The sequence below is a fragment of the Acetobacterium tundrae genome (genome assembly GCF_008086615.1).
In the GTDB taxonomy this organism is placed as follows: domain Bacteria; phylum Bacillota; class Clostridia; order Eubacteriales; family Eubacteriaceae; genus Acetobacterium; species Acetobacterium tundrae.
The window spans coordinates 21,274-47,982 of the sequence record NZ_RXYB01000013.1; the positions used below are offsets into that span (position 1 = coordinate 21,274).

At 36.1% G+C, this 26,709-nt stretch carries 31 protein-coding genes and 1 other annotated feature; of the genes, 23 read left to right on the top strand and 8 right to left on the bottom strand.

Annotation, left to right across the window (positions count from 1 at the left end):
* Positions 1–6 precede the first annotated feature (6 nt).
* The 3 genes from FZC40_RS10945 to FZC40_RS10955 all read left to right on the top strand — a co-directional run bounded on the left by FZC40_RS10945 (position 7) and on the right by FZC40_RS10955 (position 3,296).
* Positions 7–108 carry a universal stress protein gene (locus FZC40_RS10945; protein ID WP_148604263.1) on the top strand — a complete coding sequence of 34 codons (102 nt, stop codon included), beginning with the start codon at positions 7–9 and terminating at the stop codon, positions 106–108.
* Positions 109–478: 370 nt separating this feature from the next.
* Positions 479–2,773: a methyl-accepting chemotaxis protein gene (locus FZC40_RS10950; RefSeq protein ID WP_148604265.1), complete on the top strand. Its 2,295-nt coding sequence runs from the start codon at positions 479–481 to the stop codon at positions 2,771–2,773.
* Between the two features lie 25 nt (positions 2,774–2,798).
* Positions 2,799–3,296, top strand: a complete 498-nt coding sequence (locus tag FZC40_RS10955; protein ID WP_148604268.1) for a chemotaxis protein CheW — start codon at positions 2,799–2,801, stop codon at positions 3,294–3,296.
* A gap of 267 nt (positions 3,297–3,563) precedes the next feature.
* On the opposite strand, the gene FZC40_RS10960 is transcribed toward FZC40_RS10955, so the two are convergent.
* From FZC40_RS10960 to FZC40_RS10975, 4 genes are all read right to left on the bottom strand, one after another.
* Entirely contained in the window at positions 3,564–4,946 is a 1,383-nt protein-coding gene (locus FZC40_RS10960) for an LPXTG cell wall anchor domain-containing protein (RefSeq protein ID WP_243135801.1), read from the bottom strand.
* Between the two features lie 359 nt (positions 4,947–5,305).
* The gene (locus FZC40_RS10965; protein ID WP_148604272.1) at positions 5,306–6,637 is read right to left on the bottom strand and encodes a hypothetical protein; all 1,332 of its coding nucleotides are present in this window, start codon (positions 6,635–6,637) and stop codon (positions 5,306–5,308) included.
* Positions 6,638–6,965: 328 nt separating this feature from the next.
* A complete protein-coding gene (locus tag FZC40_RS10970) occupies positions 6,966–7,544 on the bottom strand; it encodes a hypothetical protein (protein WP_148604275.1) in 579 nt (192 codons plus the stop codon).
* Between the two features lie 19 nt (positions 7,545–7,563).
* Positions 7,564–8,442, bottom strand: a complete 879-nt coding sequence (locus FZC40_RS10975; protein WP_148604277.1) for a LysR family transcriptional regulator — start codon at positions 8,440–8,442, stop codon at positions 7,564–7,566.
* A 379-nt stretch (positions 8,443–8,821) separates the two neighbouring features.
* Between FZC40_RS10975 and FZC40_RS10985 the strand changes: the two genes are divergently transcribed.
* Positions 8,822–9,205 (top strand): HD-GYP domain-containing protein, encoded by a 384-nt coding sequence (locus tag FZC40_RS10985; RefSeq protein WP_148604279.1) that lies wholly within the window; start codon positions 8,822–8,824, stop codon positions 9,203–9,205.
* A gap of 278 nt (positions 9,206–9,483) precedes the next feature.
* Here FZC40_RS10985 and FZC40_RS10990 read toward each other — a convergent pair whose 3' ends face one another.
* Complete coding sequence (locus tag FZC40_RS10990; RefSeq protein WP_148567070.1) at positions 9,484–9,666, bottom strand: hypothetical protein; 183 nt, start codon at positions 9,664–9,666, stop codon at positions 9,484–9,486.
* A 154-nt stretch (positions 9,667–9,820) separates the two neighbouring features.
* On the opposite strand from FZC40_RS10990, the gene FZC40_RS10995 reads away from it, so the two are divergent.
* Entirely contained in the window at positions 9,821–10,402 is a 582-nt protein-coding gene (locus tag FZC40_RS10995) for a flavin reductase family protein (protein ID WP_148604281.1), read from the top strand.
* Between the two features lie 167 nt (positions 10,403–10,569).
* Here FZC40_RS10995 and FZC40_RS11000 read toward each other — a convergent pair whose 3' ends face one another.
* Together FZC40_RS11000 and FZC40_RS11005 are read right to left on the bottom strand one after the other, a co-directional pair.
* A complete protein-coding gene (locus FZC40_RS11000; RefSeq protein ID WP_148604284.1) occupies positions 10,570–11,592 on the bottom strand; it encodes a branched-chain amino acid aminotransferase in 1,023 nt (340 codons plus the stop codon).
* Between the two features lie 31 nt (positions 11,593–11,623).
* Positions 11,624–12,520 (bottom strand): DUF445 domain-containing protein, encoded by an 897-nt coding sequence (locus FZC40_RS11005; protein ID WP_148604286.1) that lies wholly within the window; start codon positions 12,518–12,520, stop codon positions 11,624–11,626.
* Positions 12,521–12,777: 257 nt separating this feature from the next.
* Between FZC40_RS11005 and FZC40_RS11010 the strand changes: the two genes are divergently transcribed.
* The 7 genes from FZC40_RS11010 to FZC40_RS11040 all read left to right on the top strand — a co-directional run bounded on the left by FZC40_RS11010 (position 12,778) and on the right by FZC40_RS11040 (position 20,353).
* Positions 12,778–14,034, top strand: a complete 1,257-nt coding sequence (locus FZC40_RS11010; protein ID WP_243135798.1) for an MFS transporter — start codon at positions 12,778–12,780, stop codon at positions 14,032–14,034.
* A gap of 275 nt (positions 14,035–14,309) precedes the next feature.
* Positions 14,310–15,014, top strand: a complete 705-nt coding sequence (locus FZC40_RS11015; RefSeq protein ID WP_148604289.1) for an ABC transporter ATP-binding protein — start codon at positions 14,310–14,312, stop codon at positions 15,012–15,014.
* The gene (locus FZC40_RS11020; protein ID WP_148604291.1) at positions 15,008–15,748 is read left to right on the top strand and encodes a protein kinase family protein; all 741 of its coding nucleotides are present in this window, start codon (positions 15,008–15,010) and stop codon (positions 15,746–15,748) included. Before FZC40_RS11015 ends, FZC40_RS11020 begins: the two co-directional genes overlap by 7 nt.
* Before the next feature lie 14 nt (positions 15,749–15,762).
* Entirely contained in the window at positions 15,763–16,194 is a 432-nt protein-coding gene (locus FZC40_RS11025; RefSeq protein WP_243135799.1) for an EamA family transporter, read from the top strand.
* Positions 16,195–16,348: 154 nt separating this feature from the next.
* On the top strand, positions 16,349–18,196 hold the full coding sequence (locus tag FZC40_RS11030) for a TIGR03960 family B12-binding radical SAM protein (RefSeq protein ID WP_148604293.1): 1,848 nt from the start codon (positions 16,349–16,351) through the stop codon (positions 18,194–18,196).
* Positions 18,189–18,875, top strand: coding sequence for a TIGR03936 family radical SAM-associated protein (locus tag FZC40_RS11035; protein ID WP_148604295.1), 687 nt, complete (start codon positions 18,189–18,191; stop codon positions 18,873–18,875). The genes FZC40_RS11030 and FZC40_RS11035 overlap by 8 nt, the downstream gene beginning before the upstream one ends.
* A gap of 995 nt (positions 18,876–19,870) precedes the next feature.
* Positions 19,871–20,353, top strand: coding sequence for a nucleoside-diphosphate kinase (locus FZC40_RS11040; RefSeq protein WP_148604297.1), 483 nt, complete (start codon positions 19,871–19,873; stop codon positions 20,351–20,353).
* A gap of 81 nt (positions 20,354–20,434) precedes the next feature.
* Here FZC40_RS11040 and srtB read toward each other — a convergent pair whose 3' ends face one another.
* Complete coding sequence (gene srtB, locus FZC40_RS11045; protein WP_148604299.1) at positions 20,435–21,151, bottom strand: class B sortase; 717 nt, start codon at positions 21,149–21,151, stop codon at positions 20,435–20,437.
* A 168-nt stretch (positions 21,152–21,319) separates the two neighbouring features.
* Positions 21,320–21,387: a sequence feature (ribosomal protein L21 leader region), on the top strand.
* A gap of 12 nt (positions 21,388–21,399) precedes the next feature.
* On the opposite strand from srtB, the gene rplU reads away from it, so the two are divergent.
* From rplU to FZC40_RS17655, 11 genes are all read left to right on the top strand, one after another.
* Positions 21,400–21,717, top strand: coding sequence for a 50S ribosomal protein L21 (gene rplU / locus FZC40_RS11050; RefSeq protein WP_148567080.1), 318 nt, complete (start codon positions 21,400–21,402; stop codon positions 21,715–21,717).
* A gap of 8 nt (positions 21,718–21,725) precedes the next feature.
* Entirely contained in the window at positions 21,726–22,058 is a 333-nt protein-coding gene (locus FZC40_RS11055) for a ribosomal-processing cysteine protease Prp (RefSeq protein WP_148567081.1), read from the top strand.
* A 12-nt stretch (positions 22,059–22,070) separates the two neighbouring features.
* A complete protein-coding gene (gene rpmA / locus FZC40_RS11060; protein WP_148567082.1) occupies positions 22,071–22,358 on the top strand; it encodes a 50S ribosomal protein L27 in 288 nt (95 codons plus the stop codon).
* Positions 22,359–22,470: 112 nt separating this feature from the next.
* Positions 22,471–23,754: a GTPase ObgE gene (gene obgE / locus FZC40_RS11065; protein WP_148604302.1), complete on the top strand. Its 1,284-nt coding sequence runs from the start codon at positions 22,471–22,473 to the stop codon at positions 23,752–23,754.
* A 51-nt stretch (positions 23,755–23,805) separates the two neighbouring features.
* A complete protein-coding gene (locus FZC40_RS11070; protein WP_148604304.1) occupies positions 23,806–24,165 on the top strand; it encodes a YhbY family RNA-binding protein in 360 nt (119 codons plus the stop codon).
* A gap of 16 nt (positions 24,166–24,181) precedes the next feature.
* Positions 24,182–24,814 carry a nicotinate-nucleotide adenylyltransferase gene (gene nadD, locus FZC40_RS11075; protein ID WP_148604306.1) on the top strand — a complete coding sequence of 211 codons (633 nt, stop codon included), beginning with the start codon at positions 24,182–24,184 and terminating at the stop codon, positions 24,812–24,814.
* Positions 24,811–25,401 carry a bis(5'-nucleosyl)-tetraphosphatase (symmetrical) YqeK gene (yqeK, locus tag FZC40_RS11080; protein ID WP_148604308.1) on the top strand — a complete coding sequence of 197 codons (591 nt, stop codon included), beginning with the start codon at positions 24,811–24,813 and terminating at the stop codon, positions 25,399–25,401. Before nadD ends, yqeK begins: the two co-directional genes overlap by 4 nt.
* On the top strand, positions 25,398–25,742 hold the full coding sequence (gene rsfS / locus FZC40_RS11085) for a ribosome silencing factor (RefSeq protein WP_148604310.1): 345 nt from the start codon (positions 25,398–25,400) through the stop codon (positions 25,740–25,742). Before yqeK ends, rsfS begins: the two co-directional genes overlap by 4 nt.
* A 23-nt stretch (positions 25,743–25,765) precedes the next feature.
* Complete coding sequence (locus FZC40_RS17585) at positions 25,766–26,026, top strand: ATP-binding cassette domain-containing protein (protein ID WP_279233333.1); 261 nt, start codon at positions 25,766–25,768, stop codon at positions 26,024–26,026.
* On the top strand, positions 26,026–26,169 hold the full coding sequence (locus FZC40_RS17155; protein WP_186843814.1) for a hypothetical protein: 144 nt from the start codon (positions 26,026–26,028) through the stop codon (positions 26,167–26,169). The genes FZC40_RS17585 and FZC40_RS17155 overlap by 1 nt, the downstream gene beginning before the upstream one ends.
* 164 nt (positions 26,170–26,333) lie before the next feature.
* A complete protein-coding gene (locus FZC40_RS17655; RefSeq protein WP_148604312.1) occupies positions 26,334–26,699 on the top strand; it encodes an FtsX-like permease family protein in 366 nt (121 codons plus the stop codon).
* Positions 26,700–26,709: the final 10 nt, after the last annotated feature.

Below are 26,709 nucleotides of genomic sequence, written 5' to 3' on the forward strand. Positions count from 1 at the left end.
ATATCTATGAAACTACTAATTCCGATTTTTATAGGTTCTGTTACCCAAAGAGTGATTTCAGAGGCGCCATGTCCAGTATTGGCAATTCATGAAGATATTGTTGATTAATTATTCTATAAACTACTCAATTTGAGCCGATTCTGCAATTATAATTGTGGGGTCGGCTTTAGATATTTTCGTATAACCGTTAATTTTTGAAAAATATCAGAAATGTTTATAAAGTAAAGACAGATTTAAAAATCAAAATACAACTTGTAAATATTGTCAATATTTGCAAAATAGCATAAAGTATTTCTTGAATATGACGATAATATAATTTGAAACAAGAAATGAAGTACTGAAAAATTAAAGCATGGAAATAAAAAATGAAAGGGATAATAAAAAAGCGAAAAGAGTAGAAAAAAGTAATCGTTATTCGACATGATGAAATGTAAAATGTTGGTATTTGGAATAGAATTTAAATGTCAAGGAGAAAAAGATGAGAGATTATAAGGGATTGTTAACAAAAATGTTTTTAACCATTGGGGTTCCGGCTGTGTTTATATTTATTATTGTAATCGGTATATCATTTAGTGGAATTAATCAAGATCAAATGATATTAACCTCAGGAGTGGGATTAGTTGTCATGATCTTTACAATCTTTTTAACTGTTAAGAGATTTGCAAAAAAAATATCTAAACTCGCCAAAAAAGCTATTCGGCTTGCCGACGGTGATGTGGAGATAGAATTGAACATGCCTTCCGAAGTTTCTCATGACGAATTGGGGGGACTTACCCTGGCGATTGCAACCATCGCTGAGAATACCAATTCCTATGCTATTGCAGCAAAAGAGATAGCAGCTGGGAATCTAGCGATTGAAATACAGCCGATTTCCGAAAAAGATTTACTTGGAGTAAGTTTGGAAGGAATCAGAAATTCTGTAAAACGCCTTGAAACAGATACCTCAAAGCTTTTTGAGTTTGCAAAAAAGGGCATTTTTGATAAGAAAGATGATGGCAATGGGCTTTTGGGCGATTACAAAAAGGCAATCAATGGTGTTAACCAAACAATGGAAATTGTTATTGATAAGATGATGTGGTATGAAGGAATTCTAGATGCGATTCCATTCCCGCTTCATGTTATTGACAATAATATGAACTGGTCATTCCTGAATAAACCATTTGCAGATTTAATGATTGCCAATAGTGTCATCAAGGATCGAGATGACGCTTGTGGTAAACCTTGCTGTAGTGCAAATGCTACGATCTGCAATACAGATGGTTGTGGAATTAAACGATTGGTCGAGCAGGGTTTGACCGATAGTCATTTTGAATGGGTTGGGAAAAACTTTAAGCAGGATACGGCTTATCTAATAAATGGAAATGGAGATAAGGTCGGCTTTGTTGAAATCGTAAGCGATATGTCAGCAGAAATAAGTTTAGCAAACTATACAAATACGGAATTAAAACGATTGGAAGACAATTTGAAAGGCCTGGCAGAAGGTGATTTGAATTTTGATATGAATATTGAAGATCCAGACGAATTTACGGTGGCTAGAAGTGAGCAATTTAAAGGAATCGGAAGAGACCTATCTGAAGTAAAAAAATCAATCGGTGATCTGATTGGCGATGCCACTTTTATTACGAATGCCATTAAAAAAGGGCAACTGGAATTAAAAGCAGATGAAACCAAGTTCAAAGGATCCTGGAAGACACTTATCGGTGATATGAATAATATTTTGGTAGAAATTGAAAAACCTATTCAGGAAGTTTCAAAAGTAATGAATGAAATGTCCAATGGCAATTTACAGGTTAGCGTTAATGGCTCATATGAAGGTAAATTTGACGAGCTAAAACAGTCTGTCAATGTTACTGTAAGTCATTTGAATATGATTGTTAGTGAAATAGCGACGGTAACGGGTGAAATTGGAAATGGAAATCTCAATTTAGAAAATGTACGTGTATATCTTGGAGATTATGTTGGTATATCCAATGCATTAAATACCATCATTGAATCTTTAAATATATTGATGAGAGATATAAATGATGCCACAGAACAGGTATCCGCCGGCTCAAATCAAGTGTCAGATGGCAGTCAGGCTTTAGCCCAGGGATCAACAGAACAGGCTAGTTCAATACAAGAATTGACAGCATCTATTACTGAAATTGCAGCTGAGACAAAAAACAATGCAGTTAACGCAAATCAGGCTAAAGAATTGGCAACCATTGTCCATGATAATGCTGAAATAGGGAATACTCAAATGATAGAAATGCAAAATTCTATGGTAGACATTAATACATCATCAAAAGATATCTCGAAAATCATAAAAGTCATAGATGATATTGCATTCCAGACGAATATTCTGGCATTAAATGCAGCGGTCGAAGCAGCGAGGGCAGGTCAGCATGGCAAGGGTTTTGCAGTGGTGGCAGAAGAAGTTCGAACACTGGCAGCACGCAGCGCAGAAGCCGCTAAGGAAACAACTTTATTAATTGAAGGTTCGATTGCCAAGGCTCAGGCAGGTACAAAAATAGCGGACGAAACAGCAGCAGCTCTATCTGAAATAGTAGATGGCATTGAAAAAGTAACTAATTTAGTGGGTAGCATTGCTGAAGCTTCAAATGAACAAGCAACCGGAATTGCACAGATTGACACAGGAATTGAACAAGTCGCGCAGGTTGTTCAGCAAAACTCGGCAACTGCGGAAGAAAGTGCGGCTGCAAGCGAGGAACTGTCCAGCCAGGCAGAAATGCTAAAAGAAATGATTGGTCGATTCCAACTAAGAAGAAGATAAAAATTTAAATTGAAGGAGAATCAATATGACCGAAAATGTTGTAGAAAAAGACTATTTGGAAGAAGATACCCAACATGGCAGATTTTTAACTTTTGCTTTAGAGGAAGAAGTCTTCGGTATTGAGATTAAATATGTGACGGAAATCATTGGAGTGCAGTCAATTACGAAGGTTCCCGAAGTGCCACCACATATAAAAGGAATCATTAATTTAAGAGGCAAAATTATACCTGTCATTGATGTACGGTTACAGTTCGGGAAAGAACCAGTGGATTATAATGATCGAACCTGTATCATTGTCATTGATATTGACTCAGTATCGGTTGGATTAATTGTAGATAGTGTCGATGAAGTAATAACTATTGAAGATGAAGAGATCTCAGCTCCGCCATCAAGTAAATCTGGTTTTGAAAATCGTTTTATTAAAGGAATAGGGAAATCTGGTGGAAAGGTTCAATTACTTCTTGATTGTGCGAGTTTGTTAAAAAGCGATGAAATGGAAATAGCCAATGATCTTCTAGAATAATTGAGCAGCGTATTTTGAAGAAAGAAAACACAAAATTATTTACACTGCCAAAAATAATGAAATGCCCCTAAATTTAGAGAATTGATTTTAATAGTTTCTATCAATTCAGTTATAAAAAGAACTCCATTTTCACTGATGATTCGCTTATATTCATCAGGAATTGGAGCTCTTTTCTTTTTTTCTATTCACCAAAGTAATGAGTCAGAATTCAATTACTTGGTGAATTGAATACCAGTGCTTATTTTGTTGTTTTAATTAATGTGAGCATTAAGCTTTAGTGTCTCGTTTGTTCAGTAAAACTGCCAAGCCCATAAGAGACAGAAGTGCTAAACCAGCTACCATTGCATCAGTTGCTGAAGTATCGACACCTGTTTTAGGATTAGAAGAAGCAGTCATATGATGATTGAAATGCTGAAAACCTTGATGGTGGCCGTAATCAAGATATAAACTGGATGCTGTAATATCTACATATCCGTAAGAAGGATCGATATAGATACCTTCTCCGCCATAAATGGCTAAAGGATTAGTCCCGCCTGTTGCAGCCAGGTCGAGAATACCATGGTTAATTACCAGCCAGCTAGCTGCAGATACAGCTGTGGCTACACCAGTAATCGTGTTGGAACTAACGGTAGTTTTTCCGCCGTTAAACACGATATCATCTATGGCTCCGATACCTGTGCTTGTCCCAGATGTGGAGCTTGTAAGAACATCAGTTTTTCCGCCGTTTACGACTAGATCACCGTAAGCATACATACCATAAGCGCCTTCAGTTCCGGTATTGATTGCTGAAACGTCAATATTTCCGTCGTTGACGGTTAAATCATTCGACATAATACCAACAGCTGTTAAATCGCCAGCATTTCCAACTGCGGTAACATCATATTCACCACTGTTGATAACCAGATCACCGGTAACATTAATACCGCCGCCTAATGTGGTAGCTGTTGGCTGTCCTTCAGCTATCAGTTTACCAGTGCCGCTTAAGTTTAAATCACCATCAACATTAACAGCAAAACCACTATCTGTTTTCAGTGTGTTTGTTCCAAGAAGTACGATCGCAAAATTGTCGCCCATCAATTGGGCCAATAGCGATTTTCCTGTAAAATTGCTTAGCGTCAAGGCATTGGTTACCGTATTATAGGCGTATCCTTCACCCGAGTTGGTGGCTAGGATATTAATCTCTGATCCGTCAGTTTTGTACAAAGCCATAAAAGGAACCGCTGTTACTTCAATATTTTGTTCTGTAACAATGGGTGCTTCACTTGTGGCAATTACCGGTTGTTCTGCAACAACCGGAGCTTGGACTGCAGTGACTGCCGGTTGTTCTGCAACAACGGGTGTTTCTACAATTTTATCGGCTGTAACAACAGGTTCTGTAGTAGCTGTTTTATCGGCTGCTACATCTGTTGTCGTAGTGGTAGTGGTTACATCAGCTGCTTTTGTCGTAGGAACTGTTGTATCTGTAGTAGTTGTAGTAGCCGCCACCACTGTTCCGGTTGTTACAACCTCCAATGCAACCACGTTACTGTTATTTGCAACCGTTGTAGTTTCTTCACCACTTGCGGCCAAGGCAGAGACGGGAACAAGCATAAACATCATGGCCATAACCATCAACAACGACATCAATTTGGACATTTTTCTCTTGGACATTTTTATCACTTTACTATTCCTCCCTTTCTGAATCGTTTACATTTTGAACCAACTCTATTCTAACTGGAATTTAGACCTCCTTTCTTTGAAATCATAGCATTGTGTAAAACAACTGTATTTTAATTTCAATGCTACATTGATTATTAATTACCCGTAATAAAAAATATTATTCAAATTATTCTAAAAATTTAAATAAAGGTTTTAAATTTATTATACGATAATAAAATAATGCCTTTTTAATTTTATTAATAAGGTATTATTATTTTAATTTAAAAAAAAAAGAACTCCATGTCTCTGATAAACCCATCAGAAGTTGGAGTTCTTTTTTTATGTGCCTTTGTTTTAAATATGATGTATTTTTAAGATTTTACATCTCGTTTGCGTACTGCAAATACTACTCCGATAAGAGATAAGATGAGCATACTCGCCATCAAAACATCTCCAGAGGAGTTTCTTATACCTGTTTTTGGATTGGCAGAGGAAGATTCTGAATGTTTAAATGTTCCTACGGTTTCATATGATTTAACTTTACTGGAAGTTAGATACAAGCTGGATGCCGTCACATCTACATCCCCATAAATCGAATTAATTTGAACACTTTTTTTGGATGAAAGAGCCAAGGGACTAATACCGCCTGTTGCAGACAAATCCAAAATACCGTGGTTGATTTTTATGCCGCTATAAGAGAATAGCGCGACAGCTGTGCCAGTATTCGTAACCGCATTCACGGTAGTATCGCCACCATTAAAGACAAGATCATTATAAGATCCAACGCCTGAACTGAAAGAATTTGAACAATCTGTAAAAACATCAATATTTCCGTCATTAATGACGTTATTGCCATAAGCAAATAGACCAAAGGCGCCGCCTGTACCGGCATTGCTTGCGGCGACGTTAACATTGCCACCGTTGATGGTTAAATTACCAGATGCGATTGCATCTGAATCATTGTAACCGGTAAGAATCCCAACAACAGAACTGTCATCAGTATTGCCAATTGCAGTGATATTATAAGTTCCACTGTCAATAGCTAGATTACCAATAACATTAATGCCGCCACCCATTGAATCCGTTGTCGACTCTCCTTCAGCCACCAGAGTACCAGGTCCGCTTAAATTTACATCGCCTTTAATATCTATGGCAAAGCCATTATCTGTTTTTAGGGTATTGGTACCCTGTAGTATTATGGCAAAATTATCGCCCATTAGTTTTGACAATAGCGATTTTCCTGTAAAATTATTTAGCGTCAACGCGTTGGTTTCCGTATTATAAGCATAGCCTTCTCCTGAGTTGATGGCAAGAACATTGATTTCTGATCCGTCAGTTTTATATAAAGCCATAAAAGGAACGGCCGTTGCCTCAAGGGTTTCCTCTGTAACAATGGGCGTTTCCACTGTATTGTTGACCGGGGGTCCGGCAGCAACGGGATCTTGAAATGCTGTGACTGCCGGTTGTTCTGTACCAACGGATGTTTCAACAATTTTGTCGGCAGTAACAGTCGGTTCTGCAACCGTTTTTGTATTAGTCACAGTAGTGGTATCAGCAATTACAACCTCTGATATAACGATGTTACTGTTATCTGCAACTGATGCAGTTTCTTGACTACTAGCGGCCAGGGCGGAGACGGGAACGAGCATAAACATCATAACCATAACCGTCATCAGGGACATTAATTTAGATAATTTTTTCATGTGTTATTCCTCCATTTGTGAAACGTTTGCATCTTATCTACTAAACTATTTTTAAATGGGAACTAATGCCTATATTTATAGATATTGATCGATTGTGATGTGTAAATGTAGGCACTTTTGATTCAAAGAAAAATCAATATTATAACAATACAATAACATAAACATGAAAATATGTCTATGCTTATACTGTATGAAATATTTTAGAATAGCGGACTTGAATTTATAATTCAGGTTAAAATGGAGGTAAGAAAGGACTTTATATCACTCTGCAAAATAACAAACATCTGAATATAAAGTGTTGTTTTAAAGGGAAAACTAGTCTAAATAATTATAAAAAATTCTGTCCCAGTTCATTCATTATATTAGGAAGGCCAAAACTCACAAAAAGATCCATAAGGCCGTTCCAATAAGGAGGATAGAAATCGTTTCCCTTGGATTGAAAGGTTTGGAGATCTCTAAATTTAATGGTAAGATCCCAGCCAAAAGCATGGGAAGAACCTACTTCACCATAGTCTAATTCCCAGTCAATAACATTGAGTTTGTAAAAATCTTTCAAAAAGCGGGAACAATCTTCCTGGTTGAAGTAAAGCTCAGGAAGCTCAGGATAATAACACTGAAAAGGGCCTTCAAAAGTAGCCCCAGATGTGGTTTTATAAAAAGTTATTGTTTGGCTGACTGTCCCTGTTTTATAGGTGTTTACATCAATTCGAATGGTGGACTTTTCTAAATGGCGATAGTCCCTGCCAAAGTTTTTTTTACAGTGGTTGCAATGATAGAATGGATTTGTTAATAGCGAGGTATCTTCTTGATTTTTTGATTTCTGAGAAACATCATTATATAAAGCTTTTGGATCAAAGTTTATAATGATGTTTTCACTACCACATTTTGGGCAAATGATTGGGATCATAGAATCCTCCTTATTGGTGTTATTTAGAATATTTATTGACTACATAGTCGTAAAAAGACGTTTCAGGAATAGACTTGTACCGTTGAGTGTTGTAAATAAAATAAAAATGCCGTATTATTTTCTTGTCATCAAGGATAATCAAAGTATTATTTTCAAGGTGATCTTTTAGTGCATTTTCGAAAAAATATCCAATGCCTGTTCCTGAAAGAATGAGTTCTTTTACCATCTCATTACTATCACATTCCATAAAAGTATTAATACGCTCCATCTTTAATAGGTTCAGGTGTTTCTTTACCTCTTGTAACGTAGCGGATCCTTTAGTTCTTAACACAAAGTTTTGATCTTTTATTTTTTCTGGGTGATTAATCAGAAAACTATATTTTTTTTTCACGCCTACCAATACCATATTGGAAGTAGCGATTTCCAAACTTTCGATATTTGGTATGTCTTTCTTTATTCCTACAAAGCCAAAATTATAGATACCATTCTTTACATTGTAGTAAACATCCTGACTATGGGTAGCTTTTATACTGTAAGTAATATGTTCGCAAAAGCTTGAATGCGCGTTAAGTAGTTCCGGTAAAATATAATGAGCAGGATAATTGCTGGAAATCAAGTCTATATGACCAGAAGAGTTATTAATTTCATTTTTAAATTCACGCAGTAGCTCATGGTTTTCGGTTAATATATTTAACGCACAGCAATATAGCTTTTTACCTTCTCGAGTCGGTATTGTTTTATTATCTTGTCTTTGTGTTAATACCACACCATAATACTCTTCTAAGGCTTTTATCTGTTTCGTAACAGCTGGTTGAGTCAGATATAATTCTTCCGCAGCATTTGAAATACTTTGAAGTTGTATTACTTTAACAAATGTATTTAAGTATGCTAATCTCATAAGTCACCTCAGGTTAAATTATTTATATTAATGATATCATAAATTTGCAATTGTTTTTAATAAATTGATAAAAAAGATACGGAATAAATTACCGGAAAACAGGGCTAGAATCATAATCATAACCGTTTTGGCCGATACTGATTATGTGCACCAGGCATTTGAACTCGGTTGTGAAGCATATGCAGCAAAACCTATTGATACAGATAAATTAATTGAAGTTATGAGCAAATTAGGTATAACGAAAAATGATTAATTAGATGTGCAAATGTCATGCTTGAAAAGACAAGAATAATAGGTGGTATTATTGATGATCGTCGCATAGTGACTAGAACCTATATGTAATCTAAGTGAAATATTAACAGATGAGCTTTCAAGGGAAATGCTGCTGGAATTAAAAAAAAATTTAAGTAATCTTATATTTCAAAAGGATTACACATATTCCCGTGTTACAGAATATCTTGCTCATATGTATGAAAGTATTGATAGTAGCGGATATCCCCTTAATGCGGCATCAGATTATGTCGGGGTTTTGCCTAAAATAATTGCTGTAGCAGATGTTTATGATGCAATGACAACTGACCGAGTTTATAAAAAAGGGGCAAAACTTATCGAAGCTATTGAATTTCTCAGCAATGAGGGAAGAAAGACTCTGGATAATCAAGTATTAATGCTTTTTTTGAGGAATATTCCGCTCTACGATTTCAAAAGCGTTTCAATGACAAAGCAAGGCGGTCAGTTTAATTGTAAATCAATACCATTTTGACTCTCGCAAGACCGGCGTTTAGAAACATTAAACCAGCGCTTATAGCAATTAAAAATTGCATATAATCCGCCTAAAAAAAGAGCAACTTGTTTGAAGGTGCTCCTTTCTATACGGATTATTCTTTATCATATTATTTTTGAAACGGTAATAATACTAAGCTAAAGATGTTCATCTCAAAATGCTACCATACTGAAAATAAAAACGGTTGTTTCTATTTTTCTGCCTTATTAATTTGATGCTCTGATAAACGCATTAATTAGAGCTTTTTTCATAATATGTTAATCTTCATCGTCAAAGCCGTAAATACAATAATCTTCAAGGGCTTCAAACAAATACAAAAGATTCCCTGTCATGCCTTCCGCTGTTGTAACAACGATTTCTTTTTCTTCTTCAGTAAGGTCAATAAATTCTTCTTCAAGATCACATAGACGCTTTACTAAAAATAATAATTCTGTTTTCATATTTCTCCTGTTCATACTGTTATGCTATATATATATTAGCTATGTTCATTAGAAATTGCAAGACAAAACTGCGTATTAATTGAATTTCTTCTTTTTTATAGTGCAAGCTGATATAATATACGTTACAGTCTTAAAAGAAGGAGAAAATTGATCAATGAATAAAATAAAATGGCCTGGAAGTGCTTTGTTGGCTCCGGTACCACCTGTATTAGTAACCTGCGGTGAAGATGAAACAATTAATGTTTTAACCGTCGGGTGGGTAGGGGTTCTTAACACAAAACCGCCTATGACGTATATTTCTTTGAGACCAAGCCGCTTATCTCATGAAATCATTTCAGAAACAAGAGAGTTCACCATTAATCTATCCACCGTTGATTTAGTGAAAGCCGTTGATTTCTGTGGAGTGCGATCCGGTCGTGATGTGAATAAAATAGAGCTCATGGGATTGGAACTAAACCCCGGTGATTCAGTAAAATCGCCTATGTTGGCTGCTAGCCCGTTGAGTATGGAATGCAGAGTTAAAGAAATCATTTCTCTGGGAACCCACGATTTGTTTATATCTGAAATTTTAGCGGTACATGTGCAAGAAACTTTGATTGACACCAATGGCAAATTACATTTGGATAAAGCAGAGCTTCTTGCATACGTTCATGGAGAATACTTTGGTCTGGGAACGAAATATGGAACTTTTGGTTATACAGTCAGAAAAAAGAAGAAAAAAAAAGGTAATAAATGAAAAATCCAGTATTTGTTTTGGTGTTCGTAACGGTTATCATTTTATTTTTTATGAGTATATCATCTGTGACGGCAACCGAAAATAATACAACTTTTTTTTACATCAAATAACTATTCAAATCTGTTATCTCATAAGTTAATCGACTAGTGGAGCTTTAACCCAATGGTTTAAAGCTTGGTTATCCAACCCTCCGGTCCTTCAATATCGCCAAGTTGAATAGCAGTTAATGTGTCATATAACTTCGTGGTTATCGGTCCAACCTCGGTCTCGCTGAAAAACACATGAAGCTTGTTTTTATATTCAATCCCGCCAATAGGGGTAATCACTGCCGCAGTTCCACAGGCACCAGCTTCTGAAAATTCATCTAATTCATCGATATAAACATCTTTTTCCGAAGTCTTTAGCCCTAATACATTTTCTGCCAAATATAATAGTGAATATTTTGTAATACTTGGGAGTATTGAAGAAGACTTAGGTGTTACGAAGTGATTGTTTTTTGTAATTCCGAAAAAATTAGCGGCGCCAACCTCTTCGATTTTTGTATGAGTCGTCGGATCCAGATAAATACAATCGGCAAATCCTTTTTTAACTGCGATTTTATGGGCAATTAAAGAGGCGGCATAATTTCCGCCGACTTTTTGCTGTCCTGTTCCATAACATGCGGCACGATCATAAGCGGAAATCATAAAGTTAACCGGTGTCATGCCACCTTTAAAATAAGCGCCAACCGGCATGCAGAAAACAGTAAACAAAAATTCACTTGCAGGTTTAACGGCAATACTATTTCCAACACCGATCACCATCGGTCGAATGTAAAGGGAACCACCGGTTCCATAAGGTGGCAGGTAGGCTTCATTGGCTTTTACCACATCCGAACAGGCTTTAATGAAGGTTTCTTCTGGTATTTCAGGCATCAAAAGTCGTCTGCAGGAGTCCTGCAGACGTTTAGCATTTTGATTGACTCTAAAGAGTTGAATGTCACCATTCTTTGTTCGGTAAGCCTTTAGACCTTCGAAACATTGTTGCCCGTAATGAAGACAGGGGGAGGCTTCTCCAAGATGGAGCACATTATCTTCAGTCAATACACCTTTATCCCAGTTTCCGCTTTTCCAATAGGACAAGTAACGCTGGTCTGTTTTCATATAATCGAATCCCAAATTTTTCCAATCAATTTCTACTTTTTTTTTCATTTCAAACTCCTCTATAATTATTTTTTTTATTTTAGGTTAAAAGCATTAGCAATCCCATCATGAATCCTAAAAGTCCCCCTAACCAAACAATGGCTTTTAATTCTTTTGACATAATATCTAAAATCATCTTTTCAAAAGTTACTACGTCATAACTGTTGATCTGATTTTCAACTAATTGGGATAAATCCAAAGCATGAAGCAATACACCGATATTTTTTTCAATCAATTGATGATAGGTATTAATAACCCAGTCCACAAACTCAGAGATGCGGTCTTCATATTGGATATATAGGTCACAAACCGTTTTATCCATCAGGTTATTGCCTTCCTTTTGAACAATGTTGTCCAATATTTCTTCTCCTTTTTCCATGATTAATTTTTCAATGATCTCTGACATTTTTAGTTTTGCTGAATTAATCAGGCCTTCATTTATAAGCATGGAAAACATCGAGCTTTGAAGATTATTGACAATCTCTGTTGCCGCAATCTCAGATAACAAAGTGCCCAACTCAAGCTTTTTCATTCTATCATAGGAAATTTCCACAATTTTATGGGAGACTTCATCCATTATGCTTAAGCCTTGCTCCTCACCCACAAAAGAGCAGAACACCTCTCTTAACGTCTGATCACAGGTGCTTTTTTTCACAATAGCGCTGTTTAAAGCGATTGTGATTTTTTGATCCATTTCTGGTGATAATAAGCCCGTTCTAATCACCTCTTCACTTAGCAGTTCATTGGCAACGACGATTCCTAAAGATTTTGCAATCCTGGGTTTTTCTTTTGGAATGATCCCCGGGGTAAAAGGCAGTGTTTTTCCAAATAAATTAACGGGTTTTAATGGGCGAAATAACATCCTAATAGCTATTCCGTTAGTAATAAGTCCTATAACAGCACCAATAATTGGGCCAATAAGAAAACTTAGATTCATAGTATTCCTCCTAATGTAATATTTAATGATCAATGATTTATAGGGTGGAAGTTGCAAAACAAGTTTTTACATTCGCTTGGCTACTTGCTTAATTGATAGCATCTTGTTAATTGTAAGCTTTTTGAAAGATACTGTCCAGTCCTAGAAAAATTTGCATTTTGCATAAAAATTCATTTTATGAGTAAAATAATGTTTGTGTATTATACGTCAAGCTGATACAATTAATAAAAAAAATATGGGGGGCAGCTATTAAAAAGATGGAAATACTGATGAAAAGCGAGAATAGAAAAAGATGGATATATTTAATCGTAGGAACGATCATGTTAATGTTTTTGGGATTATTATATGCATGGTCAATTTTCAAGGCACCGTTAAATAAAGTGTTTGAATCATGGACGGCAACAGACTTATCTCTTAATTTCACCATTTCAATGATTTGTTTTTGTCTGGGTGGATTTGCCAGTGGACAATTAAACAAAATTCTTAAAAACCAATACATTCTATTAATTGCAGCAGGTTTACTTTTTGCTGGATTCTTTGGCGTTTCAAAAATTGATGTATCACAACCCGATCAGGGTTTAATGATGTTGTATGTTTTTTATGGGATACTGTGTGGAACGGGTGTTGGTATGGGATATAATGCCATTATCAGTGCAGTAGTACCATGGTTTTCAGAAAAAGCAGGTATGGCATCAGGTATTTTATTAATGGGATTTGGTCTGGGCGGCATGATTCTCGGAACGCTGATCAATAGCATGATTGGCATCTTTGGGGTACTGGATACATTCTTCTATTTGGCTGTGATGGTGCCAGTTGTACTGGCAATAGGTTCTTTTTTCGTGAAAAAACCGGTAGCTATTACTAATAAGACAATAGTAGTCAGGGATGAAAAAAGTCAGACTAAAGAATATTCTGCTGTGGATATGCTGAAAACTGGTGTATTCTGGTCGTTTTTCTTTTGGGTCATTATGGTCAATGCCTCAGGTTTGCTGATTATCGGAAGTGCAGCAACTATTGCCCTAGCCTTTGGTGCACCTGCTCAACTGGGATTGTTGGTTTCTGTGTTTAATGGCGGAGGTCGTGTGTTATTTGGAACTATATTTGATAAGATGGGTCGCAACAAATCCATGTTGATCAATAATATCCTTTTAATGATTGCCGGTCTTTCTTTATTAATTGGATCAACCTTCCAAAATGTTATCTTTATCTTTATTGGCCTTTTATCTGTTGGCGTTTGTTATGGTGGAGCACCAGCACTGGCATCAGCGGTGATTAATTCAAATTTCGGCTCGAAAAATTACCCTCTTAATTTTAGTATTACAAATTTTTCACTGATACCAGCAGCGATGCTTGGTCCATTGATTTCAAGTACCCTTTTGGAAAAATCCGGTGGAAATTACAGCACGAATTTTGTTGCAATTATGATTTTTGCAGGAATCGCCTTGATTCTCAATCGTATTTTGAAAATAAAAAGTGAAAAAATGAAGCAGGTGATAGTACCAGTTGATTGCTAAAATATAATAATGAAAATTTATTTAGCTTAAATTTACAATTGATAGTTGGCGGATTAAAAAAGAAAGGGAAACCTTTCTTTTTTAATACACTATTTTTAACACAAATGGAAGCAAGGGTTTGCCTTGACGGATGAATTTTATAAAGCTATACTAAATAGAGTTATTATAAAATGTATATTATAGAACGATTGACAAATTTTTATAATTTTCTGTAATAACAGACTATATCAAATGCACAAAGCAAGAACTAAAAGGAATAAGGTAAAACTAATATTATGAAACATTTTATTGAATTTAAAGACGTGTATAAGCGTTATCATATGGGAGAAGTAACTATTAATGCTGCTAACGGCATCTCTTTCTCAATTGAAGAAGGACAATTTGCTGTTGTAGTTGGACCCAGCGGTGCCGGGAAAACAACAGTGCTTAATATTCTAGGTGGAATGGATGGCTGTGATGAAGGTCAGGTTTGGGTGGGGGATAAAGATGTTGCTACCCTTACGCGTCGGGAACTGGCCACTTATCGGCGTTATGACACGGGATTTGTTTTTCAATTTTATAATTTAGTACAAAATTTAACAGCTGTTGAGAATGTCGAACTGGCAACTCAAATTTGTCATGATCCGATGGATGCAGAAACAGTTCTAAAAAGTGTCGGGCTTGAAGATCGGTTAGGAAATTTCCCGTCTCAGCTTTCCGGCGGCGAGCAGCAGCGTGTCGCTATCGCAAGAGCATTAGCCAAACGTCCAAAATTACTTCTCTGCGATGAGCCAACGGGCGCCCTGGATTATAACACAGGTAAAAATATCTTAAAGCTTCTCCAGGAAACCTGCCGGAAAGAAAAAATGACAGTGATCTTAATTACACATAACCAAGCCATTACGCCCATGGCTGACAAGGTAATCATCATGAAAAATGGCAAAGTACTAGAAAGCTATTTAAATGAAAATCCGATGGCTGTGGATGAAATTGAATGGTAGAGGTGTCCTCCACTATAAAGGGGGCGCTTTCTCTCTTTGATTATCGATTATCTGATGCTCTAGGCTCAGGACGATTTGGCAGCTGTTATTTAATCTCGCAATACGACAAATTTTTTGTTTTTAAAATATTTAATTCAAACGATGTAAAACGCTTCAAGCGCAAGCTAGTGCTTGAAGGGAAATACCTCAAATCCATCAATCATCCGGCTATTCCAAAACTGATTCGAGTGATAGACACCGATGGTATCTATGGTCTGATAATGGAAAGAATGTCGGGTGATAGTTTAGAAGACTTATTAAACCAGGGGTACCCATTTTCAAAAAAAGAAATATTCTTAATCATAAAACAACTCATTGACGTGATGGAATATTTGTATTCCTTAAAAATAAGTCATCGTGATATCAAGGCTTCAAATATTTTATGGAAAAACAATAAAATTTCTTTAGTCGATTTTGGTTCCGCCAGAGATTTGTCAATCTTATCTTGCCGTTTCAACCCAGATTTCTGGGGAATGGGGGATGTTTTTATGCGTTTGGCCTTATCTTCACAGGAAATGACTTTTAGTCATCATGACTTCTACATCGATGATCTGAATTTAGATAGTCAGGAAAAGATTATCGTTAAACGCCTGTTACACATTGAGCAACCTTATGATAATATACAAGATCTAAAACGAGATTTTGTATATGGGTTTAGCATTGATCAAAACAATGAGCAGAAAATTATAAATTAAGGGGATTTCGAGCATTGAAAGAATTGACATTTTACTTACCAGTTTTCCTGATTGTTGCCGCCAACGTTTTTTATAATATCTGTGCAAAATCAATACCTGAAACGGTGAATCCGTTTTTATCATTATTAGTAACCTATCTTGTGTCGGCTCTGGTGACACTTATTTTATTGTTCGTCACTGGACTGGATGAAAACTTCACTGATGCATTGGAAAAAATAAATTGGTCCAGTGTTATCCTCGGTATTTCTGTAGTCGCCCTGGAATTCGGATATATCACGGCCTACCGTGTTGGCTGGAATGTCAGTATCTGTTCTGTTGTTGCCAACATTGCATTGGCGGTCCTACTTGTTCCCATTGGAATTTTATTTTATAAAGAAGTGATCACAATGAGTCAATTGATAGGAATTATTCTCTGTATGGCCGGGCTGTTTTTTATTAATCAATAAAAGTAATCTATTATTATCTCACAATAAAAAAACGTCAGGTGCATACAGGGATCTTTAAAACTGATGACGAGAATACAAAAAAAGTATCATAAATACTAAGACTGACCTCATTTGGAACGTCTAATTTAAAAATAAATAATATATGAGGATTTGAATGAATAATTATATTGAAAAAAATATCTTGCCCCTTGTGACAAAACCAATCACTTATCTTGGAAATGAGGTTAATTCAGTTCATAAAACCCCAAATGCGGATATGATTCGTTTTGCCTTTGCTTTTCCCGATACTTACGAGGTGGGAATGTCCCATTTAGGGATGAAAATTCTATACGGACTTCTTAATGAGGAAAAAGACATTTGGTGTGAACGAGTCTTCGCCCCCTGGGTAGATATGGAAGAACAGTTAATAAACAATGATTTGACATTATATGGTCTGGAATCGATGATGCCTCTGAATGAATATGATTTCGTTGGATTTACCCTTCAGTATGAAATGAGCTTCAGCAATATCTTGAATATGCTAAAGTTGGGTCATATCGTCCTTGCAGCAGCAGACAGAAAAGAAGGGGATCCCTTTGTTATTGCAGGAGGTCCCTGTGCCTATAACCCAGAACCCTTGGCTGATTTCATTGATTTTTTTGTCATTGGCGAAGGAGAGGAAGTCATTTTAAAAATCATGGAAGCTTACCGTCAATGGAAAAAAACAAGTGGAAAACGGATGGACTTCTTAAAAACAGTGGCAGGAATTGAAGGCGTTTATGTCCCATCCTTATATAATGTCAGCTATGATGAAGCGACTGGCGTTATCGTATCATTTTTGCCGATTGTTGATGAAGCGCCAACAATAGTTCGTAAACAGTTCATCGATGATTTGGACTCTTCCTATTTTCCCGAAAAAATCGTCGTGTCCTTTACTGAAACGGTTCATGATCGAGTCAGCTTTGAGATATTCAGAGGCTGTGGCCGAGGCTGTCGTTTTTGTCAAGCGGGAATGATTTATCGACCAACACGGGAAAAAACGGTTCCAACCATTCAAAGTAAAATAAGAGCTTTAATTGAAGCCACCGGATATGATGAAATCTCTCTTTCATCATTAAGTACTGGTGACTACAGCAAAATAGAAACACTGATTAAAAACCTGGTTGAAGAATATGAGGATCAGAAAGTCAGTATTTCCCTGCCATCCCTTCGAATTGATTCCCTGAGCATCGATATGCTGGAGGAAATACAAAAAGTAAGAAAAGCAGGACTTACCCTGGCGCCAGAGGCGGGAACTCAACGTATGCGAGACGTCATCAATAAAGGAGTTACCGAAGAAAATCTTCTCGATACAGTGCGAACAGCCTTTGAAAAAGGATGGGGACATGTGAAACTCTATTTTATGATCGGTTTACCTGGTGAAACCTATGAAGATATTGAGGGAATTGCGGATTTAGGCCAAAAAACTGTTGATGAGTATATGCAAATTGATAAAGAACTACGAAATAAAAGTCTTAAAGTAGTTTTAAGTGCGTCCTCTTTTGTACCCAAAGCTTTTACTCCTTTTCAATGGATGGGACAAAACACTCGAGAAGAATTTAAGAACAAACAACGTTATCTCAAAGCGGCAATTAAAGATCGAAAGATTTCATATAGCTGGCATGACAGCGGAGTTAGTTTTTTAGAAGCTGTTTTTGCCAGAGGGGACCGACGGTTAGGAAAGGTCCTGAAAAGGGCACATGAAAAAGGCTGCAGATTTGATGGTTGGGGAGAATATTTTGATATAGAAAAATGGACAGAAGCTTTTGCCGAGACTGGCATCGACCCTGATTTTTATGCGCTTAGGAATCGCGGCTACGATGAGATACTCCCTTGGGATTTTATCGATACAGGAGTGAAAAAATCATTTCTAAAAGCGGAAGCAATCAAAGCACAGGAAGCTTTAACTACTCCGTATTGTCCGGAAAATTGTTCAAATTGCGGAATTATGGAATTTAAAGAAGGATGGCAATGTCATGTCTAAAATACAATATCGATTCAAACGATCCACAGCTTTGCGTTTTTTATCACATTTGGATCAACAACGCTTATTTCAGCGAGCTTTTCGCCGGGCAAATATAAATATCGAATATTCTCATGGTTTCAACCCTCACCCTAAAATGTCATTTGCATTGGCCATGTCGGTAGGATTAACCAGCGACTGGGAATACGGAGAAGTCATTGTGTCCGGTGAATTGGACTGCAATGACTTTATGACACGAATGAATGCGGTTTTACCAAATGGTCTGGAAATTATTAGTGCAAAAGTTTGCGATGAAGGAACGCCATCGCTTTCTTCATTGCTTGAAAAAAGTTATTATAGTTTAAAAGTCAAACTTGTTCCTGAAATAAATTTTGAACGCACAAATCAAATCATTGAGTCTTATCTTGAGCTTCCTGTAATTAATATACAAAAAAGAAATAAAAAAGGAAAGATGGTTGAAAAAGATATTCGTCCTTTTATTGAATCCATTTCCGTTTGTCAGGAAGATATTAAAAATGATTTAATCAATGTGAAGATGACCTTAGTTTATATTGAACAACAATGTGTTAAACCCGAACTCATTTTGGAGAGCATCAATAACCTAAACAGAGCAATTTTTATCATTGATCCAACCATCGAATGTCATCGCCATAAATTGCTTCTTAAAGCTGATTTTTAACTTTTACAAAAGTGTTACAACCGTTTACATATTATCTATTTACTTCTATGAAAATGATGTTATAATTGTTTTAAATCAAAGATCAACTCTATCTTTTTCTGAATTGAATGATCTCGATCATTGAAAAGTAAATAGCCTCTTAACTAGATGATAGTCCTCATGATAAGCTGATGATTATCTAACCAGCGGGGAAAAGATTTGAACAAAGAACAGATCTTTTCTGAAATTCGTGAAATTTTAAGAAATACCTGAATTGAATGAATAAAGGAGAAAGCGATTCAAAGAATATGGTCGCAAGATCAGTTCCTCTGAATCATGAGAGCAAGTTCTTGAATCTAGAAGAATAAGTTCTTGGAATCGGTGAAGTGAGTTCTTGGAATTAAAGAAACAAGTTCCTATATTTTGAAGAAAACCAATACCTGAATATAAAAAAACAGTTTTAGAGATTTAAAAGAATAACTTCCTAGAATTAGAGAAATCAGTTTCTAATAAAGACTAATGACTGGATTTAGAAAAACAATTTTTTTGATTCGAAAGAATCCATTTTCAGAATCAACGAAATAAGTTCCCAATTTTAGAAGAAAACCAATACCTGGGTTTGGAAAAACAGTTTCTGCGAATCAAAAGAATGACTTTCTGGATTATCTTAAAAAATGTTCGAATAGGTGTAAATTCTCTGATTCACAAAAAGTAGGAAGACCCAAGGAGTTAAGAGTGATGTTTGCATTGGAAAAGTGAAAAGAAGGTTTTTGATAAATCGAAAGGGGTGAGTCCGAAAGAAATGACATCTGAGATTGAACACTGAAGCTGATTCTGCAGTAAAATGTGGGATCAGCTTCAGCATTTTTTGCGTTAGTTGACTCTCCTAAAAAAATTGGATTGAAATTATAACGATAGAAGGCTTTTGAATACTTATGTTTTCCAATTTGTACGAAATAAGTAAGTATTGAGAGCTGTTTTGCTTGTATTTTCTTACCAATGAAAGGATATAATTTATGAAATCTCATGCTTTAATTATTATGAAACCTGATGCCTTAGAATCAGAGTTGATTGAAACAATCATCCAACGTTTTATTGACGAAGAATTTCAAATTGAAATGGTTGGTTTTAAACTGGTAGATCAGGAATTAATCCTTACACATTATGCTCATGTTGTTGACAAATTCGGAGAATCGTTTAGACAAATGGTAATAGCCGATTTTGTTGGCAAAAATATGATGCCAATAATTCTTAGTCAAGATGGGGAAAAAGCCATTGACAATGCAAGAGCTCTGACTGGTGCAACCGACCCTTCTTTATCACCAAAGGGAACCATCCGTGGAGATTATGGTATTGATTCAATGGAAGTTGCTAATCGTGAAAACAGATGTTGTGAAAATCTCATTCACTGCAGCGATTCACCGCAATCTTTTTTGATTGAATTAAAACTTTGGTTTAATGCTAAAACATATAAGACCTATAAGACCTATTCCTGTTAGGATAACCAATACAAAAAAATGTCCCAAATTACTGCTTACACAATTAAAGCAGTAATTAGGACATTTTTACATTAAAATATATTATTTAATTTTTCTGGCATTCACCACAAACCGGGCATTATCAAATGTATATATACAGGTAGATAGTGTGAGAACCTCATCGGTAGGAGTAACAACCACTCCAGTATCATAAAGTGAAAGTGATTTTAATCGATTCATGTAATTTAAAAACTCAGTATCATTATTGAACTCTGGCTGTCGATAATCATAATCAGCATCGGTAATATATGCTGAGAATATTTCCCAATCACCCGGGTCTCCAGGACGATCAAACTTAACAATCGGATGTTCTGTAAAATATGACTGTTCCTGATAGCGCCACAAGCTGCCAAACATGGATTCATTTGTCATATAATGACCATAAAGCACATTATTCCGAGTGAATTCAGTGTTGCAGACGCAATCAAGAAAAATTGTTCCTTCAATGGAGTCTTCATTCGAAAAATTATGATGGAGATAGTAATCGTTATTATCCGTTTGAACTACAGGGTACTCCAATGGCGTTCCATCAATTTGAATCCAACCAATAGTTTGGGAATTAATAGCCAACAGCCCATTAAAATCAATGCGATCATTCTGATTCGTTTCGCTGGCTTGAGCTACTGTAATAATTTTGTTTTTTTCCAAATTTTGTGTAATAATAGGGTAGAGAAAATAACTAATACAACATAATGCAACAATAATGAGCATTGTACCGACGATAACTTTCATTCTATGGTTGCGATTTTGCGCGATCATTATTACCTCCAGTAATATCTTTTAATTTATATTATAAACGATTTCATTTCTTTTTCCAATCAAAAATATAAATAAGTATCATACTATGCAAAAGGTTTTGGTCGATCGTCAGAAATATTAAAAAAATAATTCTAGTTGACTTTATTGGCTTCCCGTGTTAATATTTATAAAGTTATGTAGCCGCACACACAAGGTTTAAGTCGAAAGCACCTTTTGTGGCGAGTCTGGTATGAGGAGGTGTGAAAATTATGTATGCAATCATTAAAACAGGTGGTAAACAATACCGCGTTCAAGAAAATGATGTTATCGAAATTGAAAAAATCAATTTCAAAGAAGAAAATGTAAAAGAGATTTCTTTTACTGAAGTTTTAGCTGTAAACAAAGATGGGAAAATGGTCGTTGGAACTCCAATGGTCGAAAATGCCCTTGTTAAAGCTGAAATTCTCGAGGTTGCTAAAGGGCCAAAAATTATTATTTACAAGTATAAATCTAAAAAAGATTATCGTAAAAAACAAGGTCATCGTCAGCCATTCATGAGAGTTAAAATCACGAGCATTCAAGCTTAGGCTATTTTATGATTTCAGTAAATATTAATGGTAAAAATAATGAAGTAGATGAAGTAATTGTATCTGGACATTCGGGCTTTGCTGATCAAGGTGAAGATATTGTTTGTGCTGCTGTTTCGGTTTTGACCATCAGCATCCTCAATGGGCTTACAGAAATCGTTGGTCGAAAAGATCTTTCAGAAATGGTGGAAGAAGGATATGTTCGTTTTACCATTCCGAAAATAACAGATGAAAAAACGAAAATGAAAACAGAGACACTAATCTCAACTTTACTCTTGGGAATCCGGGGGATAAAGGAAGCTTATGGAGATTATATTCAGTTTGAAGAAGTATATAAATAGGAGGTGAACATAATGATTAAAATGAACCTTCAACTATTTGCCCATAAAAAAGGGGTTGGTAGTTCAAGAAATGGTCGTGACAGTGAAGCCAAGCGTCTTGGAGTAAAAAGAGGAGACGGTCAATTCGTTCTTGCAGGTAATATTCTTGTTCGTCAAAGAGGAACAAAAATTCACCCAGGTACCAATGTTGGAAAAGGCGGAGATGATACATTATTCGCATTAGAAGATGGTATTGTGCGTTTTGAAAGAAAAGGCAGAGATAAAAAACAAGTAAGTATTTATCCTCGGGAAGCAATCTAGTTTTCCAGTTACAAAATAATACATCTATAAAACCTCTTATGCTCGTTTTTGACAGATAAGAGGTTTTATTTTTTGTTGTTTGGGTAAGTACCAAAATAAAAGCGAGGTAGCAATGTTTGTTGATAAAGCAGAAATAATTCTAGTAGCTGGCAGTGGGGGACATGGAGGCGTAAGTTTCCGAAGAGAAAAATATGTTCCCATGGGCGGACCTGATGGTGGCCACGGCGGTCACGGGGGCAGTATTATCTTAATGGCAGATAATGGCCTTCGGACCTTAGTAGAATTCAAATATAAAAGAAAACACAAAGCAGAAAACGGGGAAAATGGAACCAGTGGCCAATCATCTGGAAAAAGCGGTGAAGATTTAATCATTAAAGTACCTGTAGGAACTCTTGTGAAAGATAAAGAAACTGGACGAGTAATTTGCGATTTATCTGAAAATGGGCAGAAGTATCAAATTGTTGATGGAGGCCGAGGGGGACGTGGAAACATGAACTTCGCAACGGCTACAAGACAAGCACCTCGCTTTGCACAGGGTGGCGTAAGAGGTCAAGAACGCACGATTATTCTTGAACTAAAACTTCTGGCGGATGTGGGACTCATTGGATTCCCAAATGTTGGGAAATCTACTTTATTATCCGTCATCACGAAAGCAAAACCAAAGATTGCGAATTATCATTTTACTACTATTATACCTAATTTAGGTGTGGTTGAATGGCGTAATTTTGATCCTTTCGTCATTGCTGATATTCCTGGTTTGATTGAAGGAGCTCATGAAGGAACAGGTCTTGGCGATCAATTTCTCAGACATGTGGAGCGAACAAAGCTTCTAATTCACCTTTTGGATGCATCTGGAAGTGAAGGTCGGGAGCCATTGGATGATTTTAAAAAGATCAACTATGAGTTGGAAAAATATAATGCAAAGTTAGCTCAACGGGTACAAATTGTTGCCTTAAACAAGGTTGACCTGATCTCTGATCAATCAGAACTGTATACATTAAAAGGTGAACTTGAAGACTTGGGCTATGAGGCTTTTATCATTTCAGCTGTTACCGGTCAGGGCCTTAATGAACTTCTAAGCCGAACCATTCAACTGCTTGATGAAATTGGTGAGGTCGAGCCGATCTTTGATTTTGAACCCGAAGAGGAAACAATTTACACACCAGAGTTTAAAGAAAAACAATTTACCGTCAAAAAGGTTGATAATGCATTTGTTGTTGAAGGTGAATTTTTCGAACGTCTGATTAATTCTGTCAATTTTGAAGATTTGGATTCCATTGGCTTTTTCCAACGCGTTTTAAAGGATAAGGGAGTCTTTGAAGAGCTAGAAAAGATGAACATTAAAGATGACGATACGGTCCGAATAGATGAGATTGAATTTGAGTATTATAAATAGATTTCACCACTTATTTTATGTTATAATAACATCGTAGAAAGTAGAGAAAAAATGTTAACGAGTAAACAAAGAAGTTATTTAAAAAAACTTGCCATTGATATTCCCGATATTATTTTTATTGGCAAGGATGGGATAACCCCTCAAGTGATCATTCAAACCCGAGACGCTATCGTTGCCCGGGAACTGGTCAAGGGAAAAGTACAAAACAATTCACTTGAAGAAGTCGACAATGTTGCCAAAGAATTGGCAATGGCTACAAAATCGGACATTGTATGTACAATAGGCAATAAGTTCATTTTGTATAAAAAGAACTTGCTAAAAACAAAAATTGAAGTCCCCTCGAAAAACCAGAAAAAAATAAAACGTTTTAAGAAAAAAACAATGGGGACTCCAAAAAAGTTTAATGATTAAAAAGTAAAGGTTTGAGATGAAGGAAAAAATCGGACTTCTGGGAGGAACTTTTAATCCCATACATACTGGACATCTGCTTCTTGCAGAATCGGCTAGAGATCAATATAAATTGGATAAGGTTTTGTTTATTCCTACAGGGAATAATCCTTTTAAACTGTCTCAAGATGAAATTTCCAAGGGAGATCGTCTTAAAATGGTTGAACTGGCTATTGCAAGCAATCCTTATTTTGAAACAATGACCTATGAAATTGATCAAAATGGGCTTACCTACACGATTGATACCGTAAATAAAATAAAAGAAATTTATCCTGACAGTGACCTTTATTTTATCGCAGGAGCTGATTTGATGTTTGAAATCACACTTTGGAAGGGAGCTTCCGAACTCTTGAAGGCAGTAATCTTTATTACAACATTTCGACCCGGTTACAGTCATGAGAATCTCGATATCCGAATCAAAGAACTTCGAGAAATTTATGGAGCATCAATTTTTAAATTATGCACCACCGAAATGGCCATCGCATCTTCAGACATTCGTTCCCGAATCAGAAATGGGTACTCCATTCGATATTTATTACCTGAGACTGTAGAAAAGCATATCTACGTGCATCAGTTATACTTAACAAAATCACGAACTGAGAGTAAAAAATGAACTGGAATGAAATTGAATCAGATTTAAAAAACAAGCTAACTAATAAACGATTTCTACATACTAGAAATGTGGTTGAAGCCGCAAAATATCTAGCTTTAAAATATGGAGGCGATGTGGAGAAAGCTTCTCTTGCAGCGTTACTGCATGATTGTGCTAAATATTTTTCAAATGATGAATTATTGTATTATGCAGAAAATCATCATATTAAAATAGACACGGTAAGCCATAATGATCCTCAATTACTTCATGGCCCTGTCGGTGCTGCCGTTGCAAAGGATCTTTACGGTATTGTAGACAAAGAGATTCAAGATGCCATTTGTTACCATACGACTGGTCGCAAAGACATGACAACGCTCGATAAAATTATCTATCTGGCGGATTTTATCGAAAAAGGTCGAACCTACCCTGGTGTTGAAGCGATTCGAAAGACGGCACTTCTTAATTTAGATAAAGCGACTATGCAAGCTATGACAAACAGCATCTGTCATGTAGCACAAATGGGTTCACTTATTCATAAAAGCACCATTTGTGCACGAAATGATTTAATTATTAAAGAAATTAAAAAAAATAAAATTGAAAGTGAGTGATTATTATTATTCCGGAAGAATTTGTTGAAAAAATTAAAGGTTGGATTGAAGATAAAAATGGTTTTGATATTGAAATCATCAATATCACGGAAATGTCGTCGATCGCAAATTATTTTGTGATTGCCAGCGGAAACTCTGAACGACAAGTAAAGGCCATTGCTGACAATATTGAATATGAAACAAAAAAAATGGATATATTTCCTAAAGGCATTGAAGGACAGCGCGAAGGTCGTTGGATTCTTTTAGATTACTATGATGTTATTGTTCATATTTTCCATGCTGATGAACGTGGGTTTTATAATTTAGAAAAACTCTGGGAAAGCAGCGCCATCACCAGATAATTAGTTTTTATAATTTGAAAGGGGTGAGCTCAATTTTTATTACAGTCAAAGACTTACATAAAGATTTCAAACTCGGTAAAAATAGTATAAGTATACTCAAAGGAATTAACCTAAGCATTGAACAAGGTGAAATGGTGGCGCTTCTTGGTCCTTCTGGATCGGGAAAATCCACCTTTTTAAACGTTCTAGTGGGAGAATCTTTGGCGCATAAAGTTTCGAACCATTTTGACAATAATTGGTGTTGTCATCGGAACTGTGACTACCATCCAAGTTTATCAGCATAGTGATTACGAAAACGAATGCTGACGGGGAGGATGAAACCCGTACCGAAAAAGTAAAGGTTACCGGTGTTTTTGAAGCAACCGTTGGATCGGAAGATCATTCTATTATCGCTGATTATAACTTGGTAACTGAACTAAATGAGTGACAAACAAGAGTAAAAGCCAATGTTAAAAAGAAAGGCTATTCTGAAGCATTAGTTACGGTTGAAGACTCATCTGTAGTCAATACAGTAACAGCCGAAATTGAAGATTTGAATTTTACCGTATTTTTCATCAACAGATTTTGGATTCAATGGGAAGTGTTTTTTAGATGTTTCAAATCCTATTAGGTGGAATTGGTGGAGTCTCACTCCTTGTCGCTTGCATTGGTATTGTCAACACCATGACCATGTCTATTTATGAACGTACCAAAGAAATCGGAATTATGAAGGTTATTGGCGCCTCCATATCAGATATCCGAAATATGTTTATATTTTTAGGTAGCATTTTTAGCATCTTTAATATTTGGCAGATATTTATCACCATCATTGGTCTGAGCGTGGTTTATGGGATATCATATCGAAAAACGGCCATTCCGGTTATCGGAATGGAGGTCCTGTCAGCAGGGCTTAGTCTTAGTATTTCTTTGCTGACTGCAAACTCAGTGGCAGGCTTGTCAACCACCAGTATTAAATAATAACTTTATT

Coding starts and splice junctions, on each gene's coding strand:
- FZC40_RS10945 (WP_148604263.1), top strand. CDS start 7: ATGAAACTACTAATTCCGATTTTTATAGGTTCTGTTACCCAAAGAGTG.
- FZC40_RS10950 (WP_148604265.1), top strand. CDS start 479: ATGAGAGATTATAAGGGATTGTTAACAAAAATGTTTTTAACCATTGGG.
- FZC40_RS10955 (WP_148604268.1), top strand. CDS start 2,799: ATGACCGAAAATGTTGTAGAAAAAGACTATTTGGAAGAAGATACCCAA.
- FZC40_RS10960 (WP_243135801.1), bottom strand. CDS start 4,946: ATGTCCAAGAGAAAAATGTCCAAATTGATGTCGTTGTTGATGGTTATG.
- FZC40_RS10965 (WP_148604272.1), bottom strand. CDS start 6,637: ATGAAAAAATTATCTAAATTAATGTCCCTGATGACGGTTATGGTTATG.
- FZC40_RS10970 (WP_148604275.1), bottom strand. CDS start 7,544: ATGATCCCAATCATTTGCCCAAAATGTGGTAGTGAAAACATCATTATA.
- FZC40_RS10975 (WP_148604277.1), bottom strand. CDS start 8,442: ATGAGATTAGCATACTTAAATACATTTGTTAAAGTAATACAACTTCAA.
- FZC40_RS10985 (WP_148604279.1), top strand. CDS start 8,822: ATGCTGCTGGAATTAAAAAAAAATTTAAGTAATCTTATATTTCAAAAG.
- FZC40_RS10990 (WP_148567070.1), bottom strand. CDS start 9,666: ATGAAAACAGAATTATTATTTTTAGTAAAGCGTCTATGTGATCTTGAA.
- FZC40_RS10995 (WP_148604281.1), top strand. CDS start 9,821: ATGAATAAAATAAAATGGCCTGGAAGTGCTTTGTTGGCTCCGGTACCA.
- FZC40_RS11000 (WP_148604284.1), bottom strand. CDS start 11,592: ATGAAAAAAAAAGTAGAAATTGATTGGAAAAATTTGGGATTCGATTAT.
- FZC40_RS11005 (WP_148604286.1), bottom strand. CDS start 12,520: ATGAATCTAAGTTTTCTTATTGGCCCAATTATTGGTGCTGTTATAGGA.
- FZC40_RS11010 (WP_243135798.1), top strand. CDS start 12,778: ATGGAAATACTGATGAAAAGCGAGAATAGAAAAAGATGGATATATTTA.
- FZC40_RS11015 (WP_148604289.1), top strand. CDS start 14,310: ATGAAACATTTTATTGAATTTAAAGACGTGTATAAGCGTTATCATATG.
- FZC40_RS11020 (WP_148604291.1), top strand. CDS start 15,008: ATGGTAGAGGTGTCCTCCACTATAAAGGGGGCGCTTTCTCTCTTTGAT.
- FZC40_RS11030 (WP_148604293.1), top strand. CDS start 16,349: ATGAATAATTATATTGAAAAAAATATCTTGCCCCTTGTGACAAAACCA.
- FZC40_RS11035 (WP_148604295.1), top strand. CDS start 18,189: ATGTCTAAAATACAATATCGATTCAAACGATCCACAGCTTTGCGTTTT.
- FZC40_RS11040 (WP_148604297.1), top strand. CDS start 19,871: ATGAAATCTCATGCTTTAATTATTATGAAACCTGATGCCTTAGAATCA.
- srtB (WP_148604299.1), bottom strand. CDS start 21,151: ATGATCGCGCAAAATCGCAACCATAGAATGAAAGTTATCGTCGGTACA.
- rplU (WP_148567080.1), top strand. CDS start 21,400: ATGTATGCAATCATTAAAACAGGTGGTAAACAATACCGCGTTCAAGAA.
- FZC40_RS11055 (WP_148567081.1), top strand. CDS start 21,726: ATGATTTCAGTAAATATTAATGGTAAAAATAATGAAGTAGATGAAGTA.
- rpmA (WP_148567082.1), top strand. CDS start 22,071: ATGATTAAAATGAACCTTCAACTATTTGCCCATAAAAAAGGGGTTGGT.
- obgE (WP_148604302.1), top strand. CDS start 22,471: ATGTTTGTTGATAAAGCAGAAATAATTCTAGTAGCTGGCAGTGGGGGA.
- FZC40_RS11070 (WP_148604304.1), top strand. CDS start 23,806: ATGTTAACGAGTAAACAAAGAAGTTATTTAAAAAAACTTGCCATTGAT.
- nadD (WP_148604306.1), top strand. CDS start 24,182: ATGAAGGAAAAAATCGGACTTCTGGGAGGAACTTTTAATCCCATACAT.
- yqeK (WP_148604308.1), top strand. CDS start 24,811: ATGAACTGGAATGAAATTGAATCAGATTTAAAAAACAAGCTAACTAAT.
- FZC40_RS17655 (WP_148604312.1), top strand. CDS start 26,334: ATGTTTCAAATCCTATTAGGTGGAATTGGTGGAGTCTCACTCCTTGTC.